18 protein-coding genes are annotated in these 17,025 nt (G+C 62.7%); 10 read left to right on the top strand and 8 right to left on the bottom strand.

Annotated elements, in window-relative coordinates:
* Positions 1–53 precede the first annotated feature (53 nt).
* The gene (locus HFX_RS03210; RefSeq protein ID WP_004057564.1) at positions 54–2,423 is read left to right on the top strand and encodes a DUF2298 domain-containing protein; all 2,370 of its coding nucleotides are present in this window, start codon (positions 54–56) and stop codon (positions 2,421–2,423) included.
* Here the strand turns inward: HFX_RS03210 and HFX_RS03205 are convergent.
* Positions 2,420–2,683: an HAH_0734 family protein gene (locus tag HFX_RS03205; protein ID WP_004057565.1), complete on the bottom strand. Its 264-nt coding sequence runs from the start codon at positions 2,681–2,683 to the stop codon at positions 2,420–2,422. The two genes, HFX_RS03210 and HFX_RS03205, sit on opposite strands and share 4 nt — an antisense overlap.
* 201 nt (positions 2,684–2,884) lie before the next feature.
* Between HFX_RS03205 and HFX_RS03200 the strand changes: the two genes are divergently transcribed.
* From HFX_RS03200 to HFX_RS03180, 5 genes are read left to right on the top strand one after another with little or no spacing between them, the layout of a single operon-like run.
* Positions 2,885–3,166 (top strand): 50S ribosomal protein L44e, encoded by a 282-nt coding sequence (locus HFX_RS03200; protein ID WP_004057566.1) that lies wholly within the window; start codon positions 2,885–2,887, stop codon positions 3,164–3,166.
* Between the two features lie 3 nt (positions 3,167–3,169).
* Positions 3,170–3,364, top strand: a complete 195-nt coding sequence (locus HFX_RS03195; RefSeq protein ID WP_004057567.1) for a 30S ribosomal protein S27e — start codon at positions 3,170–3,172, stop codon at positions 3,362–3,364.
* Between the two features lie 18 nt (positions 3,365–3,382).
* The gene (locus HFX_RS03190) at positions 3,383–4,183 is read left to right on the top strand and encodes a translation initiation factor IF-2 subunit alpha (RefSeq protein WP_004057568.1); all 801 of its coding nucleotides are present in this window, start codon (positions 3,383–3,385) and stop codon (positions 4,181–4,183) included.
* Positions 4,183–4,368, top strand: coding sequence for an RNA-protein complex protein Nop10 (locus HFX_RS03185; protein WP_004057569.1), 186 nt, complete (start codon positions 4,183–4,185; stop codon positions 4,366–4,368). The genes HFX_RS03190 and HFX_RS03185 overlap by 1 nt, the downstream gene beginning before the upstream one ends.
* Before the next feature lie 55 nt (positions 4,369–4,423).
* The gene (locus HFX_RS03180; RefSeq protein ID WP_004057570.1) at positions 4,424–5,188 is read left to right on the top strand and encodes a proteasome assembly chaperone family protein; all 765 of its coding nucleotides are present in this window, start codon (positions 4,424–4,426) and stop codon (positions 5,186–5,188) included.
* Positions 5,189–5,221: 33 nt separating this feature from the next.
* Here HFX_RS03180 and HFX_RS03175 read toward each other — a convergent pair whose 3' ends face one another.
* Together HFX_RS03175 and HFX_RS19960 are read right to left on the bottom strand one after the other, a co-directional pair.
* Positions 5,222–6,121, bottom strand: coding sequence for a PhzF family phenazine biosynthesis protein (locus HFX_RS03175; protein ID WP_004057571.1), 900 nt, complete (start codon positions 6,119–6,121; stop codon positions 5,222–5,224).
* Between the two features lie 109 nt (positions 6,122–6,230).
* On the bottom strand, positions 6,231–6,401 hold the full coding sequence (locus HFX_RS19960) for a DUF7563 family protein (RefSeq protein WP_004057572.1): 171 nt from the start codon (positions 6,399–6,401) through the stop codon (positions 6,231–6,233).
* Positions 6,402–6,611: 210 nt separating this feature from the next.
* Here HFX_RS19960 and HFX_RS03170 point away from each other — a divergent pair, with 210 nt between their 5' ends.
* From HFX_RS03170 to mtnP, 3 genes are all read left to right on the top strand, one after another.
* Positions 6,612–7,325 (top strand): phosphoribosyltransferase, encoded by a 714-nt coding sequence (locus HFX_RS03170; protein WP_004057573.1) that lies wholly within the window; start codon positions 6,612–6,614, stop codon positions 7,323–7,325.
* 124 nt (positions 7,326–7,449) lie between these two features.
* Positions 7,450–8,421 carry an AEC family transporter gene (locus HFX_RS03165; protein ID WP_004057574.1) on the top strand — a complete coding sequence of 324 codons (972 nt, stop codon included), beginning with the start codon at positions 7,450–7,452 and terminating at the stop codon, positions 8,419–8,421.
* 61 nt (positions 8,422–8,482) lie between these two features.
* The gene (mtnP, locus tag HFX_RS03160; protein WP_004057575.1) at positions 8,483–9,343 is read left to right on the top strand and encodes an S-methyl-5'-thioadenosine phosphorylase; all 861 of its coding nucleotides are present in this window, start codon (positions 8,483–8,485) and stop codon (positions 9,341–9,343) included.
* Between the two features lie 12 nt (positions 9,344–9,355).
* Here the strand turns inward: mtnP and HFX_RS03155 are convergent, their stop codons facing one another.
* From HFX_RS03155 to HFX_RS03140, 4 genes are all read right to left on the bottom strand, one after another.
* Positions 9,356–9,805 (bottom strand): hypothetical protein, encoded by a 450-nt coding sequence (locus tag HFX_RS03155; protein WP_004057576.1) that lies wholly within the window; start codon positions 9,803–9,805, stop codon positions 9,356–9,358.
* Positions 9,806–9,837: 32 nt separating this feature from the next.
* Entirely contained in the window at positions 9,838–10,911 is a 1,074-nt protein-coding gene (locus tag HFX_RS03150; RefSeq protein ID WP_004057577.1) for a segregation/condensation protein A, read from the bottom strand.
* Positions 10,904–14,602: a chromosome segregation protein SMC gene (smc, locus tag HFX_RS03145; protein ID WP_004057578.1), complete on the bottom strand. Its 3,699-nt coding sequence runs from the start codon at positions 14,600–14,602 to the stop codon at positions 10,904–10,906. The genes HFX_RS03150 and smc overlap by 8 nt, the downstream gene beginning before the upstream one ends.
* 84 nt (positions 14,603–14,686) lie before the next feature.
* Entirely contained in the window at positions 14,687–14,992 is a 306-nt protein-coding gene (locus HFX_RS03140) for a DUF7518 family protein (RefSeq protein ID WP_179955357.1), read from the bottom strand.
* A gap of 249 nt (positions 14,993–15,241) precedes the next feature.
* Here HFX_RS03140 and gatB point away from each other — a divergent pair, with 249 nt between their 5' ends.
* Positions 15,242–16,732: an Asp-tRNA(Asn)/Glu-tRNA(Gln) amidotransferase subunit GatB gene (gatB, locus tag HFX_RS03135; protein WP_004057580.1), complete on the top strand. Its 1,491-nt coding sequence runs from the start codon at positions 15,242–15,244 to the stop codon at positions 16,730–16,732.
* A 66-nt stretch (positions 16,733–16,798) separates the two neighbouring features.
* Here the strand turns inward: gatB and HFX_RS03130 are convergent, their stop codons facing one another.
* A complete protein-coding gene (locus HFX_RS03130) occupies positions 16,799–16,978 on the bottom strand; it encodes a hypothetical protein (RefSeq protein ID WP_049917433.1) in 180 nt (59 codons plus the stop codon).
* Positions 16,979–17,025: the final 47 nt, after the last annotated feature.

Genomic DNA, 17,025 nt, shown 5'->3' with positions numbered 1-17,025 from the left:
TGCGCACCCGCCATCACAAAACGTATTGCATCCGGCGCGCCTTCAACTGACAGATGGAGTACGCCCTCGTGGTCCGTTGGCTGGTGCTGTTCGCGGCCCTCTGGGCGGTCGGTCTTCCCCTGTCGACCCGCCTATTCCGCCGCCTCCCCGGTCACGGCGCTGGACTTACACTCCCCGTATCGCTCGTCGTCTTGACCCTCCCCGTCTACTACGTCGGTCAGTTCACGTTCGGTCCTGCTGCACTCGCAGCCGGCGTCGGGACGTTCCTCGTCGCCTCGGCGCTCACGGGACTCGACCTGCCCGCACTCCGCCACGGCGAGGTGCAACTCGCCGCCGACCTCGATATCGACAGGCGGGCAGTCGCGGAAGCCGCCGCAGTGTTCCTCGTTGCCTTCCTGTTCGCCGTTGCGCTCCGCGCGCTCGACCCGGCGGTCCACGCCAGCGGCGGTGAGAAGTTCCTCGACTTCGGACTCCTCCAGTCGCTCGCCCGCGCGTCGGTGCTGCCGCCCGAAGACATGTGGTTCGCCGGCGAACCCGTCCGCTACTACTACGGCGGCCACCTCGTCTCGATACTCCTCGCGTGGCTCACCGGGACGGAACCCGAATTCGCTTACAACCTCGCACTCGCTGGGTTCTTCGGCTTCCTCGTCACCGCGGCGTTCGAACTCGGTCGCGGCCTCTCCCGTGCAGCCGGCTCTCACGGCAAATTCGGTGGCCTCCTCGCGGCGTTCTTCGTCGGCTTCGCCAGCAACCTCGTTACGGCGGTTCGGTTCGCCCCGCTCGCACTTCCCGACAGCATGCAGCGCCCCATCGCACAGGCAATCGCCGAGCGCTCGCAGTACAGCGTTTCAGAGGTTCTCTCCGGCGCATCGCAGTTCTCCTACTGGGACGCGAGCCGCGTGGTTCCGGGAACCATCAACGAGTTCCCACTGTTCGCGTGGCTCAACGGCGACCTGCACGCGCACATGATGGGAACCCCGTTTTTGCTCCTCGCCGCCGGTCTCACCTTCGCGTACTTCCGAACGCCCGAAGACGCAGTCGGTGAGCGCCGTCTTCTCGTCGGCGTGACGACCCTCGTCGGTGCGCTTCAGGTCGTCGTGGATACGTGGAGTTTCCCGTCGGTGTTCGGCGTCCTCTTCCTCGGTCTCGTCTTTGCGCCCGCGCGCCCGTCGACGCTCCTTCTCAGCCGCGACCGACTTCGAGCCCTCGTTGGAGACAACGCAGTCGCGAGCGAAGTTGCCCGAATCCTCGGAACAGTTCTCGTCGTCGGTCTCGCCGGCGGTGCCGCCGTCGCCCTCGCAAGTCCGTTCCTCCTCGGGGCTGTCGCAGGTGGCGGAAGTGAGCGAACAATCGAGATTCTCACACCGACCCAGCGCAGTGGGTTCGGCTCGCTCCTGCTCGTCCACGGTGCGTTCATCACCGCGTTCGTGCTCCACTACGCTCGGCGACTCGGTTCACAGCAAGAAAACGACCCCAGCCGAGCACAGATACTCGCGGTCCTCGGTGGTCTCGTCACACTAACGGTTGTTGCCGCCGTTCACTCGTTCGCCGCGCTCGCACTCGTCGTCCCGCTCGTACTCGTCGGGTGGATACTGCTCAGACTCAGCGACGATCCGCGATTCGAGACGGTTCTCGTCGTTGCGGGTGCGGGTCTCGTAACTCTCGTCGAACTCATCTTCGTGAACGAACAGGCCGGTCCCGGTCGCATGAATACGGTGTTCAAGACGTACATGCAGGTGTGGGTACTCTGGGGAAGTGCCACGGGAGCCATCTTGGCAAGGTTCGCCGGCGACGCGGTGCAGGCGAGCGACCTGTCGCTTCCGAAGGTCGACTTCCGCATCCCCGCTGGAGCGATTCGAGTCGTCGGTGTCGTGGTCGTCGTCCTTCTCGTCGCCTCCACGTCGGTCTACGGAGGACTCGCTATCGGCAAACACACCAACTCTCCGCGACAGGACACGACCCTCGACGCGACGGCGTTTGCGGAGTGGCGGCATCCGAACGAGTCAGCCGCAATAACGTGGCTCGACGAATCCGTCGATGGGAATCCGACGATGCTCGCGGCACCGGGGACGACGTGGTCTGCGACGGTGAACGATAAACGAGAGGGAGTCATGTACGGCTGGCGCGGCAACCCCGAATCGAGTCTCACGGGCGTGCCGACAGTCGCCGGGTGGGCACACGAAGTCGGCTACCGCGGTCCAGAGGCCTACTACGACCGTGTACGCGACGTAGACCAGATGTACGTCGGCAACGAATCGACGCAAAAAGAACTCATCGCCGAATACGACGTGCAGTACGTGTGGGTCGGCCCCGGCGAGCGCGCCCGCTACGGGGAGATACATACGGACGTGGCGTGGCTGACGCCGGTCCACCGGTCAGGGTCGGTTGTCGTCTACGAGGTAGAAGAAGCGAGGCTTCGTTAGACTACTGCGTCGCTCGTCTGAACGACTTCGACAGCCTCGGCATCGACGCCCTCGGTTTCGAGCCAATGCGGGACGTACTCGCGTTTTTCGAACGCTTCGCGCTCGTCTTCGGCCCCGATAGTACACCACAGCTGGACGCGGTCCGGTCCGTGCCAATCGCCCTGCCGGTCGATGGAGAAGCAGATGTACTCCCCACCGTCGTACTCGATGACGGCGTCGCGCCGAATACCGGGGTCGCCGTGGATGATGAGCTTCTTCATGTGCCGGGATTGGCACAGTCACCGCTTAATCGCTTCGGCTTCGGCCGTGGAAGAGACACCGGGGCGAATCGAGAGCCGAGAACCATCGTCGGCTGCCCACACGTGACACAGTGGAGCCGGTAATACGGCGGGTTTGCACGTCGCGTCGAACCAAACGGGTTTTAACGGGCCCCACCAAAACCCACCACAAGGTCGATATCTATGCAGATGCCACGCCGTTTCAACACGTATTGCCCCAACTGTAAGGGACACCATGAGCACGAAGTGGAGAAGGTCCGGTCGGGACGTCCGACCGGTATGAAGTGGGACGCTCGCGCCCAGAAGCGCGGCAAGAGCACTATTGGTAACGCCGGTCGTTTCTCCAAGGTGCCCGGTGGCGACAAGCCCACGAAAAAGACGCACCTGAAGTACATCTGCTCGGACTGTGGCAAGGCCCACATGCGAGAGGGCTGGCGCGCAGGTCGCCTGGAGTTCCAGGAGTAAACAATGGCAGGAAACTTCTACAAGGTCGCATGCAGCGACTGTGAGAATGAACAGGTCGTCTTCGGAAAGGCCTCCTCGGACGTCAACTGCGCCGTCTGCGGGACGACTCTCGCCACCCCGACCGGCGGCAACGCCGAGTTCCACGGCGAGGTCGTCGAGACGGTCGAGCGACGTGAAAGCGACGAGCTTGAGGCGTAACTTCCTGGAGGACCCCTTATGAAGTACAGCGGATGGCCTGACCCCGGCGAACTCGTTGTCGGGAAGGTAGACGACATCGCGGACTTCGGCGTCTTCGTCGACCTCGAAGAGTACGAAGACAAGCGCGGGCTTTGCCACATCAGCGAGGTCGCAAGCGGGTGGATCAAGAACGTCCGCGACCACGTCCGCGAGGGACAGACAGTCGTCGCCAAAGTGCTCGAAGTCAACGAGAGTTCACAGCAGATCGACCTCTCGATTAAGGACGTTAACGAGCACCAACGCAAAGAGAAGATTCAGGAGTGGAAAAACGAGCAGAAGGCCGACAAGTGGATGGCGCTCGCATTCGGCGAGGACATCGCTGACGAGCAGTACGGTTCCATCGCGAACGCCCTGCTCGCCGAGTTCGAGTCGCTTTACGACGGCTTCGAACAGGCCGCAATCCACGGTACCGAAGCGCTCGAAGACGTCGAACTGGATGACGACGAAATCGAAGCTATCGTCGACACCGCACGACAGAACGTTTCGGTGCCCTTCGTCAACGTCACCGGCTACGTCGACCTCCGCTCGCCTGCGGGCGACGGCGTCGACGACGTGAAAGAGGCACTGAAGGCCGCCGAAGGTGATGGCGAAGTTCCCGACGAAATCGAACTCGCAGTCACCTACGTCGGTGCTCCTGAGTACCGAGTCAAGGTACAAGCGCCCGACTACAAGACCGCCGAGACGGAACTCGAAGCGAGCGTCGCTCGCGCCCGAGACGTTATCGAAGCGGCAGGCGGGACCGCGGAGTACCACCGCGAACGCAGCGGCGACGAAGAGTAATGAAATCAGACATCCGGGTGTGCAGCGCGTGGCGCGACCGCCACCACCGCCCGGTGTACTCGCTTTCTGACTCTTGTCCGGAGTGCGGCGCACCCACCGAAAACAGCGCGCCCGCACCCTACAACCCGGACGACCCCTACGGCGAGTACCGCCGGGCGCGTAAGCGCCGGGCCGCAGACGAGTAGCCGTTCTGATTCGGCTACCGACGCTCTCTTTACCGGCGCGTTCGGCACTACGTGCATGGACGACATCGAAATCGAGGCTGTCGCAGAGGTTGACCTCTCCGACCCCGTGTTCATCGAGGGACTTCCGGGCGTCGGCAATGTCGGCAAGCTCGCCGTCGAGCACCTGATTGAGGAGTTCGAGGAAGCCACACTCGTCCGGCGCATCTACGCCGACGTGTTCCCGCCACAGGTGAGTATCGACGAGGGCGTCACCGAACTGACCCACGCCGCGGTCCACGCCGTCGAAACGCCCGGCGAGGGACCGGACCTGCTCTTGCTCACCGGTGACCATCAGGCGCAGTCCAACGAGGGACACTATCATCTCACGGACGCCTTCCTCGACGTGGCCGAGGAGTTCGACGTCGAACAAGTGTTCGCCCTCGGCGGCGTCCCCACGGGTGAACTCGTCGACGAGCCGTCGGTCCTCGGGGCCGTCGCCAACGAGACCCAACTGGACGAACTCGAAGACATTGGCGTCGAGTTCCGCGAAGGCGAACCTGCCGGCGGCATCGTCGGCGTCTCGGGGCTACTTCTCGGTCTCGGTGGCCGTCGCGGCCTCGATGCGACCTGTCTGATGGGCGAGACCAGCGGCTACCTCGTCGACCCACAGAGTGCACAGGTGGTCATCGAAGTCCTACAGGACCTCTTGGACTTCAGCGTCGACTTCGAAACGCTCGAAGAGCGCGCAGAGGAGATGAAGGAAGTCGCCGCGAAGATTCAAGAGATGCAACAACAACAACAGGGCATCGCGAGCGACGACGACCTGCGGTACATCGGGTAAACCGCACTGAAACCAGTGACTGGGACTGGGGTTTCAGGCTTCGATGATGTCGTCGTCTGCGAACTCCGGGACGACGAGTGTACCGTCGAGCGACTGCACCGCCCGTCCACCGACCTGAATTTCTGTGCCGACTTTGACGCGAATGACGCTCGGCCGGTCTACGAAGTGACCCTGCTCGAACCGTAGTTCATCGGGTACCGAGTCGAATGCGCCGACCTGCCGGAGATACGCCCCACAGGCACCGGCAGCGGTTCCAGTTGCGGGGTCCTCAGGGATACCGACGCCCGGCGCGAAACAGCGGGCGTGAAGCGTCGACTCGCCGTCGATAGCATCGAAGCTGAAGGCGTAGATGCCTGCCGCGTCGTGTTCTGCGGCGAGTTCGGCGATGGCGTCCTGGTCGGGGTCGGCCGAAGAGAGGTGTTCGAGGAAGTTGACGGGAACGACGAGGTACGGAAGGCCAGTCGATGCGAGTGCGGCCGGAAGGTCTGCACCAACATCGCGCAAAGCGGCATCGTCGATACCGAGGGCTGACGCGACTCGGCTGTAGTCGACATCGAGTCGCCGAACTGTCGGTGCCTCCTGCGTCATCCACACCTCTCCCAGTTCACCGATTTCGATGTCGAGCGTGCCGACGTTCGTTTCGAGCGAGTGGGTTCCGGGTTCGATGGCACGCTCGGCGGCGAGATGAGCGTGCGCAGCAATCGTCGCGTGCCCGCAGAGGTCGATTTCCTGTGTCGGCGTGAAATACCGGATTCGGCGGTCGGCGACGGACGACGAGCACACAAACGCCGTCTCGCTCGCGCCGAGTTCGGTCGCGATGGCGCGCATCTGTTCCGCGTCGAGTCCGTCGGCGTCGGGGACGACACCGGCCACGTTCCCGGACAACGGTTCGGTCGTGAAGGCGTCGACGAGGAGGGCGCGTCGGCTATCCATGGAAGTGCGCACTGCACGGCGATGTATCAAACCAGCGGGTCGGGAGTCGAGAGTGAAGTGAGAAGTCGGTGATTCCGATGCGTGTCTATCTTGTTGAGCGGAAGGCCGCTCACGCGCGAGTCCAACGGACGCGGCCGGTTGGTTCGGCAGCGCCGTCGCCCTGCATCACCTCTCGCATGTTCATACAGGCTGGACAACCAACGACCTCGTCCATCTCGTTACCGAAGACGCGGACGAAGTCACGGGACACGAACTCACCACAGTTACCACACGTGTGCATGCTTGGTCACCTACGGACATGCATACTCTTGCTCTCGATATAACTATGAGCCATGTTAGCATGGGTTAATACCTTCCTGAAATCAGAATTCAACGGTTAATTGGTCACTAACGCTGAATTTGGCGGCTTTGAAAAATGAATCGACGAGCGGGGCGAGTCGTACAGATTAAAGGGTGTCAGGCGCGGCAATACGGACGGTGAACGGAAGCTATGGGCGACCTCCCCGACGAGTTTAAGTGTACCATCACAAACTGGGAGTACATCTACGGGCTTTGCCGTGACGTCTCCGACGATGTCAAACAGTCCGAGTTCGAACCCGACGTTATCGTCGCGCTGGCACGCGGCGGTTGGTTCGCGGGCCGCTGCATCTGCGACTTCCTCGGGCTTGACGACCTGACGAGCCTGAAGATGGAGCACTACGTCGGTACTGCCCAGAAATCGAACGAACCCGAAGTCCGCTACCCGATGCCGGAGGGGAGCGTCGAAGGTAAGGACGTACTCATCATCGACGACATCGCCGATACCGGCGGGTCCATCGAGCGCGCACACGAGTACGTGACCGACCGAAACGCGGGCGAAGTCCGCACGGCGACGCTGCAACTCCTCCAGACGAGTGAGTTTGAACCGGATTACGTCGGCGAGCGCCTCGAAGAGTGGGCCTGGGTCGTCTACCCGTGGAACTTCATCGAGGACATGATCGACCTCACCTCGGGTGTGATGGCGAAGGCCAACGACGACACTTTCGAGCTAGAGGACATCCGTCACTACCTCTCGGAGTTCCACGACGTAGACCGCATCGGGATGGAGATTGCGCAACCCGACCGCATGCCGGAAGTGATGGCAGAGATGGAACGACGCGACTACGTCGAATCCACCGGGGATGGGGCGTGGCGACTCCTCGAAAACGACGGCGTCGGTGCCTGAAAGCGCGACGAAGCCCGCACTCGACACCGAGCACGCATCGTCTTAGTTCTCTCTACGAGAGCGAATCGCTCGTTGATTCGCCGGAAACGAAACGTTAGTCAGCAATCCAACCATTGCCATCCGCATGTCGCTTCTGTCTATCTTCGTCACGGCACTCTTGCCCATTCTCGCCATCGGTGCGGTGGGATTTCTCCTGGGCCGTGTCCGCGATGTGGACCCGGAGCCACTCAACACGGTGACGGTGTACGTCCTCGCACCGGCGCTCGTGTTCTACAGCCTCGCGACAACCGAACTCGCGGGGTCGACGCTCGCGACTATCACCGGTGGCGTCGTCGTCTACCACGTCGTGATGATTCTCGTCGCCGCCGGGGTCGCCCGACTCCTCGGTATCTCTGAACCGCTGTTGGGCGCGCTCGTTCTCGTCGCCGCTTTTCCGAACTCCGGAAACTACGGTGTTCCCGTCAGTTCCTTCGCGTTCGGTGACACCGGGCGTTCGGCCGCCGTCGTCTACCTCGCGGTTCAGGGCGTTCTCATTTACACGTTGGGCGTTTACATTGCCGGACGAGGAGCAGCCAACGACGCCGCCGACCACTCCGGCTGGCTCGTCGGCATCAAGCGTATTCTCCGAATCCCGCTCATCTACGCAGTCGTCGTCGCGCTCGTCGTCCGCTGGCTGGGCGTCGTCCCGCCGACGGACCTCGCCGCGATGCAGACGCTCAAACTCGTCGGCGACTCCTCGATTCCGATGATGCTTCTCATTCTCGGCATCCAACTCGCCGGTGCCGACCTCGGGTCGACGCTCTCTGAAGTCGGTCTCGTCGCAGGACTCAAAATGGTCGTCGCACCCGCCATCGCGGTCGGTGTCGCACTCGTCGCCGGGTTCGGCGACCTCACTGTCGCGCGGACGTTCGTCCTCGAATCCGCGATGCCTGCAGCAGTGACACCGCTTATCCTCGTCGGCGAGTTCGGCAACACCAGCATGTCGAACGTCTCGGTCGCCGAGTTCGTCTCCGCGGCCGTCTTTGCGACGACGCTCCTCAGCGTTCCCGTCCTCACGGTGCTCATCTTCCTCCTCGACAGCGGCTTTGTCGTCTAGTTTCGGCGTCGACGAGTCGCAGATTCGCTACGACTTTGTGCGCGCTCTCCGACGTTCGCATATGAAAATCGGATTTATCGGTGGCAGTGGTATCTACGAGGCGCTCCCCCTCGAAAACACCCGCGAAGAACCCGTCGAGACGCCCTTCGGCGAACCATCGACGACGCCTATCGTCGGCGAATTCGGCGACACCGGCCGCGAAGTCGTCTTCCTCCCGCGACACGGTCCCGACCACCAGCACTCGCCGACGACGCTCCCGTACCGCGCGAACATCTTCGCGCTCAAGAAACTCGGCGTCACCCACATCCTCGCCAGCAACGCCGTCGGCAGCCTCAAGGAGGACCTGCCGCCGCAGACGCTCGTTGTCCCCGACCAGATTTACGACCGCACAAAGCACCGCCCCCTAACGTTCTTCGACGAAGGCATCGTCGTCCACCAGCCGTTCGCCAAGCCGTACGACGAGGAACTCGTCTCCATCCTCACCGAAGCGGCCGAAGAAGCGACCGACGCGAAAATCCAATCGGGCGGAACCTACGTCTGCATCGAAGGTCCCTCGTACTCCACGAAAGCCGAAAGCGAACACTACCGGGCGCAGGGCTGGGACGTCGTCGGTATGACGACCATCCCCGAGGCGAAACTCGCCCGCGAGGCCGAAATCGCCTACGCGACCGTCACCGGCGTCACCGACTACGACGTGTGGAAAGAAGACAGCGAAGTCACGCTCGACGAGGTGCTGAAGAACGCCGCCGCCAACGAGGACGCAATCAAGGAGACCGTCGAAGCGGCCATCCGCAAGATTCCAGACGACCACGAAACCGACAGCCACTCCGCGCTCGAAGGGACCATCAACACGCCCGACGAGGCCATCCCCGCCGAGACGAAGGAGAAACTCGCGCCGCTTATCGACCAGTACGTCGAGTAATCAGGTAGACGCTCAGCGATTCAGTTCCTCGCGTTCGGTCGCGTCAGAAGCACCTCGCGCGGCCCTGTCGGTCGGCGAGAACTCGACTGCGTGACACCGTTCGCAGTACTCGTTTTTCCCGTGTTCCGTCGTCGTCAGCGCAACCCCCGCCGCGACGAGTTGCGTGCTGAACTCCCGAACGACGCCGCGGGTGTCGGAGTCGCCGCAAACGGTACAGTTGCGGACTGGCTTCGGTGTCGTAACCACGTCTCTGACGCGACCCATCTCCGTCGGTCTGTACGAGACGTAGCCGGCGAAATAGCAGTGTAGCCAGAAAATAGGAAGGAAAAACACGACTCCTAACTCGGGGAGTGAAGGAGCGAGAATAACCGCGGTGAGGAATGCGAATAACGCCGAGGTGAGAAGCGAGACGGCGACAGTCAGGCGACGAAGGGTACTGGAGAGCAGGGTCGGCCGGGGCACACCGGAAACTGACGAGTACCTGAAATAAATGCTTAGTCGTCTGCGACGGCTTCGGCTTCGAGTTCGGGGTCGTCTTCCGTTTCGGGGGCGTCTTCGCTTTCAGCGACCTCACCCGACGAATCCGCATCGGGCGACGCGTCGAACACCTCGGGATTCCGAATCCAGAGGTCGCCGAACAGTTCGTCCTGCTTGAGAAAGACGGTGCTCCGGTGGGCGAGGAACAACAGCGCGAGATACGTCGTCATCACCGTATCGCCCACGTCGCGAATCTCGGCGAAGAGTACCTCGTCGCGGCCCTTCTCGTAGTGCGTCGAGACCACGTCGCGGACGGCGTCAACGACAGCCTCGATGTCCTCGTTGTGGGCGGTTCCCGTCACGTCGTCTTCGGTCGGTTCACCCGCGCCGCGCATCTCACCGGGCGTGTGGTAGTCGAGGGTCTGCGTCCCGCGGGAAAACCCACGCGGCGACTCGGAGGTGTCGTACTCGCGGCGGCGCTTCCACCACGACCCGCGTTCGACTTCGCGGAGTTCGCGGACGAGTTCGTCCAGCGTCTCCGGCGACCCGCGGGCATGCTTGCGTTCGAGTCGGCGGTCCATCTCGTCTTCGAGCGCATCGATGGGGTCGAATCCGGGCGGGCCGCCGCCGTCGTCGCCGGGGTGGCCGTCGTCCGCGCCGCCCTGCATGGCGAGTTCCCACGGTTCGAGTTCCTCCTCGTCGGGTTCGTCGGGCGCGAGGAGTTCGTCGGATTTCATCCGCAACAGGACGCTCGCGTAGAACAGCGCGCGCCCGGTCGTCCGGAGGTCCATCGCGTCGAGGCGCTCCAAGAAGGCGTCTGTGACATCGACGATGTCGATGTCCCACGGGTCGATGGTCCCCTCTTTGGCGAGTTGGACGAGTAGTTCGACGGGTTCGACCTCGTCGTCGCCCGTCTCGGACACGTCTTCGGGGAGTACGTCGTCCATCGCGTCCTCGTCGGGCGCGTCCGCGTCGGGGTCACCGTTAGGTGTGGCGCTCGTGTCGTCGGCGAACGCTAAGCCATTGCTGCCGGAGGACTCGCGCTCTCCGCGGTCACGCGTGAGGTTCAATTCGGGGATGTCGTCAGTCATCCGCCGGAACCTCCGCTTCGACTTCGACGCCCGCGTCACCACCGTCGTCGCCGTTGTCAGTGTCGTCTCCATCATCGCCGCCAGTTCCGTCGTCACCGCTGGAACCGCCCGTGTCGTCACTCTCGTCACCGCCGTCGCCGCCGAACTGGATGCCGGTGACGGCGCTGACGTTGTCGCCCTGCATCGTCACGCCGATGGCGCGCTCGGCGCGTTCGAGGAGCGCCGAGCGGTGCGAGACGACCACGAACTGCGCGTCTCCCGCGAGGTCGTCGACCATCTGGCCGACGCGCTCGGCGTTGGCGGCGTCGAGGAACGCGTCGACCTCGTCGAGCGCGTAGAACGGCGCTGGGTTGTGACGCTGGATGGCGAAGATGAATGCGAGTGCGGTCAGCGACTTCTCACCGCCGGACATCGCATCGAGGCGCTGAATCGGCTTGTCGCCGGGTTGCGCCTTCATCGTCAGGCCCTCTTCGAACGGGTCTTCGGGGTTCTCCAACTGGAGGTGACCCGTCCCGTTCGACAGGCGCTCGAAGATTTCGGTGAAGTTCTCGGCGATAGCGTCGAACGACTCCATGAACGTCGCCTTCTTCTGAGACTCGTACTGGTCGATGCGGTCGGCGATGGCGTCGCGCTCTTCGACCAACACGTCGCGGCGCTCCTGAAGGTCTTCGAGGTCGGCCTTCACGTCGTCGTACTCGTCGATGGCGAGCATGTTGACCGGTTCGAGCGCCTCCATCTCCTCCGTGAGTCGCTCGATTTCGGACTCGACCGTGCTGTGGTCCGGAATCTCTTCGGGGTCGTAGTCGCCGACCTGTGACTGAAGTTCGTCGATTTCCCATTCGAGCCGTTCCGCGGCCGAGCGCATACTTTCGAGCTTGGATTCGACCGCGTTCACCCGGTCTTTCTTCTCGTCGCGGGCGCTGCGCGCTTCGCGGAGGTCCTCCTGAAGCTCGCGACGGTCTTCCTTGAGGTCGACCAGTTCGTCTTCGAGTTCGGCGACCGCCTCGCGCTTGGCTTCGAGGTCGTCTTCGCGCGCTTCGATTTTCGATTCGGCCTCGGAGATTGCTTCGCGGGCTTCCGCCTTGCGGTTCTGGGCGGCCTCGACCGTGTCGTGGAGGTCGTCGACCGCGTCCTCGGCGTACTGCTTTTCGAGTTGAATCTCGTTGAGGCGGCCGTCGAGCGTCCCCATCCGGTCTTCGAGGTCGTCGATATCCGCGCGAATCTCGTCCGCTTGGGCCGTGAGTTCCGGGATTTTGGAGTCTTCGAGTTCGGACTCGATATCCTCGATATCCGCCTCGACGGCCTCTATTTGCTCGTCCAACTCGGCGATTTCGTCGTCGAGGTCGGACATCTGCTCGTCGACCGACTCTCGCTCGGACTGGAGTTCGTCCAGTCGGTCGTTCAGCCGGTCGATTTCGGCTTCCGCCTCCTCGATGTCTTCCTCGGCGTCTTCGATTTCGCGCTCGATTGTACGGACACGGTCGGCAGCGTCGGATGCCCGGCCGCGGGCGTCGTCGAGGTCGTCGTCGATATCTCGTATCTCGCTGTTGAGCGAGCGACGGCGGTCTTCGAGTTTCGTGATTTCCTTGGCGATGCGTTCGAGTTTGCCTTCGCCGGATTTCGAAAAGGAGTACCGAGAGCCACCGCCGGACCCACCAGTCATCGCACCGGAGCGCTCGACGAGGTCGCCGTCGAGGGTGACCATGCGGTAGTCGCCCATCAGGTCGCGGGCAGTCTGCATGTCCTCGACGACGAGCGTCGAGCCAAGCACGTACGAGAAGATGGACGCGTACTGGCTGTCGTAGTCGACGAGGTTGCGCGCGAAGTCGACGACGCCGGGGTGCGAGGGCTTGCGCGGCAGGCTACGGTTGTCCATCTTCGTGATGGGCAAGAACGTCGCGCGGCCCGCGTTGCGGGACTTCAGGTGGTCGATACAGGACGAACCGACGCCGTCGTCGTCGACGACGACGTTTGCGAGGCGACCACCGGCGGCCGTCTCGCAGGCTTTGGCGTACTCGCCGTCGACGGAGCCGAGTTGCCCGACTGCGCCGTGGACGCCGGAGAGACCGGCGTTGAGGATAGTCGTAACCGCCCGCGGCCACGAGTTGTCGCCGTTCTTTCCGGCCCGCGCTTCGAGGCGGGCGTACTCGGACTGCTTGGTCTGGAGTTTATCTGTGACCGCAGAGAGTTCGTCGTTGAGTTCGGCCTTTTCGGTCTGGAGGTCCTCGATAACCCCGTCAATCTTCGCCTTGTTCTTCTCGGCGGTGTCGAGTTCGCTGTGCAGGTCGGAGAGCGTGGCCTTCAGTCCGGGGATGCGCTCGCGGGCGTGGTCAATTTCGGCTTGTGTCTCCGAAATCTCGTTCGAGCGTCGGCGCGCGTCGTCGAGGAGTCGGTCCTTGGCGCGCTGGCGGTCGTTCTTTTCGTCTTTGAACTCGTCGAGGGTCTCTTTTTTCTCCGTGAGGTCGGCCTTCAGTTCGTCGAACTCGGTGTCGACCGAGTCGATTTCGGCCTGCACCTCGGAGAGTTCGACCCGCTTCGACTGGATGTCGCTTTTGACCGACGCCTTTTCGACTTTGATTTCGCGGATGTCGTCCGACAGGTCGTCTATCTTCTCTTGCTTGCGGTCGATGTCGACGAACGCCGTCCGTCGTTCGGCCTCGGCGTCGTCGCGCTTGTCTTCGGCCGCCTCGATGGCGTTCTCCAGGCGCGCGATGTCGCCTTTGATCTCCTCCATCTCGGATTTGATGCGGAGTTGTTCGTCCTCGCCCTTCCGCTCGATTTCGTGGGTGAGGTCTTCGAGGTCCTCTTCCAGACGGGTGACCTTGCCCTGTCGCTCGTCGAGTTCGGCTTGGAGTTCTTCGAGGTCGGATTCGGTGGACTCGATGCGCGACTCAGTCCGAGAGAGGTCGTCGCGCTTGTCTTCGAGTTCCGCCGCCTTCAGGTAGCCTTCGTACTCTTCTTTCTCTTCGCGGAGTCCCTTGTACTGGAGTGCAGTCTCTCGTTCGTCGGCGAGTTGGTCGAGACGCGTTTCCTTTTCTTCGATTCGGAGGTCCGCCTCGTCGACGCGCTCTTCGACCGCTTCTAACTCCTCGAAGGCGGCGTCTTTCTTCTCGTCGAACTCGGCGACGCCAGCGATTTCGTCGATGATGCCCCGCCGCTGGTAGGGCGTCATGTTGATAATCTCGGTCACGTCGCCCTGCATGACGACGTTGTAGCCCTCCGGGGTGATACCCGCTTGCGCGAGCAGGTCCTGAATGTCAGAGAGGTTCACCGACCGCTCGTTGAGGTAGTAATAGGAGTAGTAGTTGTCCGGCGTCTCCTTGACGCGGCGCTTGATGGTTATCTCGTCTACGTCGCCGACGTTGTCGGTGCCGGCGGCGTTGACGACCTGCGACCGGTCGAGCGTTCCCTCGGAGTTGTCGAGGACGACGGTGACGCTTGCCTCTTTGGGTTGCGTCGGGCCTTCGTCACTCCCGTCGGCGTGGCCGGGGTTGTAGATGAGGTCCGTGAGCTTCTCGGCGCGAATCCCGCGGGTGCGGGCGAGACCGAGTGCGAAAAGGACGCCATCGATAATGTTCGACTTTCCTGAACCGTTCGGGCCCGTAACGACCGTGAAATCCTCGTAAAACGGGATGCGAGTCGGCCGCCCGAAGCTCTTGAAACCGTCAAGGACGAGCTCTTTGATGTGCATGTGTTGGTGTTCACGCGGGCGACGCCCGCAAGGGGAGCGCGCCGCATGGACACAGGGCGCGCTCGCGTCTGGCGGCGCGCCCGATTACGCGACGATGATGTCGTCGTCGGCGGACTCGCCGTCGTCTTCGTCCGTCATCTCGGACTCGTCCGTTTTAGTATCATCGTCGTCGACCGACTCTATCGGCTCGGCCTCGACGGATTCTTCTTCTTCGTCCTCTGGCTCCCAGTCGCCGCGGCGGCGCGGGGCGCGAGACGGTACTTCCACGTCGTTTGCGTCCTCGACCTGTCGAAGTCGCTCTTTCGTCTCGACGAGTTCCTCGGTGAGTCCGTTCACCGCGGCCTGCAGTTCTGCAACCTTCGATTCGAGTTCCTCCACCCGATTGCTCATGGGTAAAATAGCGCCGCGCGTGAGACATAAATGTGCGTCAGACAATCACCGAGAATGTGATACGTGCGCGAGCGGTTTCTTTGGAACCTGTTATCTGCCGTTAGTAGCCGCCTAAGTCACAATACGGGCCGTTCGATTCTCAGCCGTCGTTCACAATGCTGCTGTGAGATGAACCGAAGCGATGCCGACAGACCCGCCGCTCGCGACTGTCCCGTTAGTCTTTAGCCCACCGCCGCCGAAGCGCGGCCAATGACTGCGCAAGCGCTCGAACAGCGCGAACTCGCGGTCGTCATCGGGTTGGAGGTTCACGTTCAACTCGAAACGACCACGAAGATTTTCTGTAGCTGTTCGACTGAGCCTGCCGAGGACGAGGAGCCGAACACCCGCGTGTGCCCGGTCTGTCTCGGGCTACCGGGCGCGCTCCCGGTACTCAACGAGAAGGCTGTCGAATCGGCGGTCAAAATCGGGAAGGCCCTGAACGCCGATATCGCCGAGGACACCCGGTTCCACCGGAAGAACTACTACTACCCCGACCTCCCGAAGAACTTCCAGATCACCCAGTACGACGCGCCTATCTGTGCCGACGGGACGCTGGAAGTCGCCGTCGAGGGGAACCGCCGCGACATCGGCATCACGCGCGCCCACCTCGAGGAGGACCCGGGTAGCCTCCAACACAAAGGTGGCAGCATCGACACCGCGGACTACACGCTCGTCAACTACAACCGCGCGGGGACACCGCTCGTCGAAATCGTCACCGAACCGGACTTCCGCAGCCCGCAGGAGACGCGCGCGTTCCTCGCCAAACTCGAAGAAGTGCTCGAATATCTGGGCGTCTTCGATGCGACCCGTGACGGGTCGCTCCGCATCGACGCCAACATCTCACTCGTCCCCGCCGACGAGGTCAACGGCGACGGCTCTATCTCCGACGAGGCACTCGAAGCGGCGAACCGCACCGAGGTCAAGAACATCTCCAGCCACAAAGGTGCAGAAAAGGCGCTGGCCTACGAGGTCACCCGCCAGAAGAACGCCATCAAGCGCGGCCGCGCCGTCGAACAGGAGACGCGGCACTGGGACGAATCCCGCGGCATCACCGTCTCGATGCGCTCGAAGGAAGAAGAAAAAGACTACCGCTACTTCCGCGAGGCCGACCTCCCGCCGCTCCAAGTTGCCCACTGGAAAGCAGAGATTCCGATTCCGGAACTTCCCGACGCCCGCCGCGAGCGCTTCCAGACCGAGTACGGCATCGACGAGGAGTCCGCGTCGAAGCTCACGTCGACCAAGGAAGTCGCGGACTTCTTCGAAGACGTCGCCGCCGAGTTCGACGCCGACCTCGCCGCGACGTGGGTCGCCGACAACTTGCTCGGCGAACTCAACTACCGCGACATGCTCATCACGGACGTGGCGGACCGCCTCGACGAGTTCACGCGCCTCGTCGAACTCGTCGACGCCGACGAGGTGACGACGAAGAACGCAGAAGAAATCGTCCTCCGGAAGATGCTCGACGAGGGGAAAGACCCGGATACCATCGTCGAGGAAGAAGGACTCGGCAAGGCCGACGACGACGAGATCGGCGGCTTCGTCACCGAAGCAATCGAGGAGAACCCCGACGCTGTCTCCGACTACCACGACGGCGAAGGCGGCGCGCTGAACTTCCTCGTCGGACAGGTCATGCAGAAGTCCCAGGGGAGCGCCGACCCCGGAACCGTAAACCAGCTGCTCCGCGAGCAACTCGACGAATAACGCGACGGCCTGCGCTGGCGACGCGCGTCACCCGCGCAGTTTGATTCCGACTCGTATTCGAACGACCTACGCCGTCTTCTGCCGCACGTACTGTTCGAACCGAACGAAACTCGGCGACCCGCAAGCGGCGCACTCCTCGGGGGCGCTGAAGTGGTACGTACCATTGTTGTTCGTCACGTTTCCGGCGTACACGGCTTGGCATCCGTCACAGACGTATCGCTCCGGCAACTCGGGTGTATGAGACATGCAAGTATGTTGCACGCGGAGGTACATGAGCCTAGGCTGTTAGTATC

Origin of the sequence: Haloferax mediterranei ATCC 33500 (genome assembly GCF_000306765.2) — an archaeon.
GTDB classification, from domain to species: Archaea; Halobacteriota; Halobacteria; order Halobacteriales; family Haloferacaceae; genus Haloferax; species Haloferax mediterranei.
Note: the sequence above shows the minus strand (reverse complement) of the source record. Positions and strands in the feature narration are given on the sequence as shown.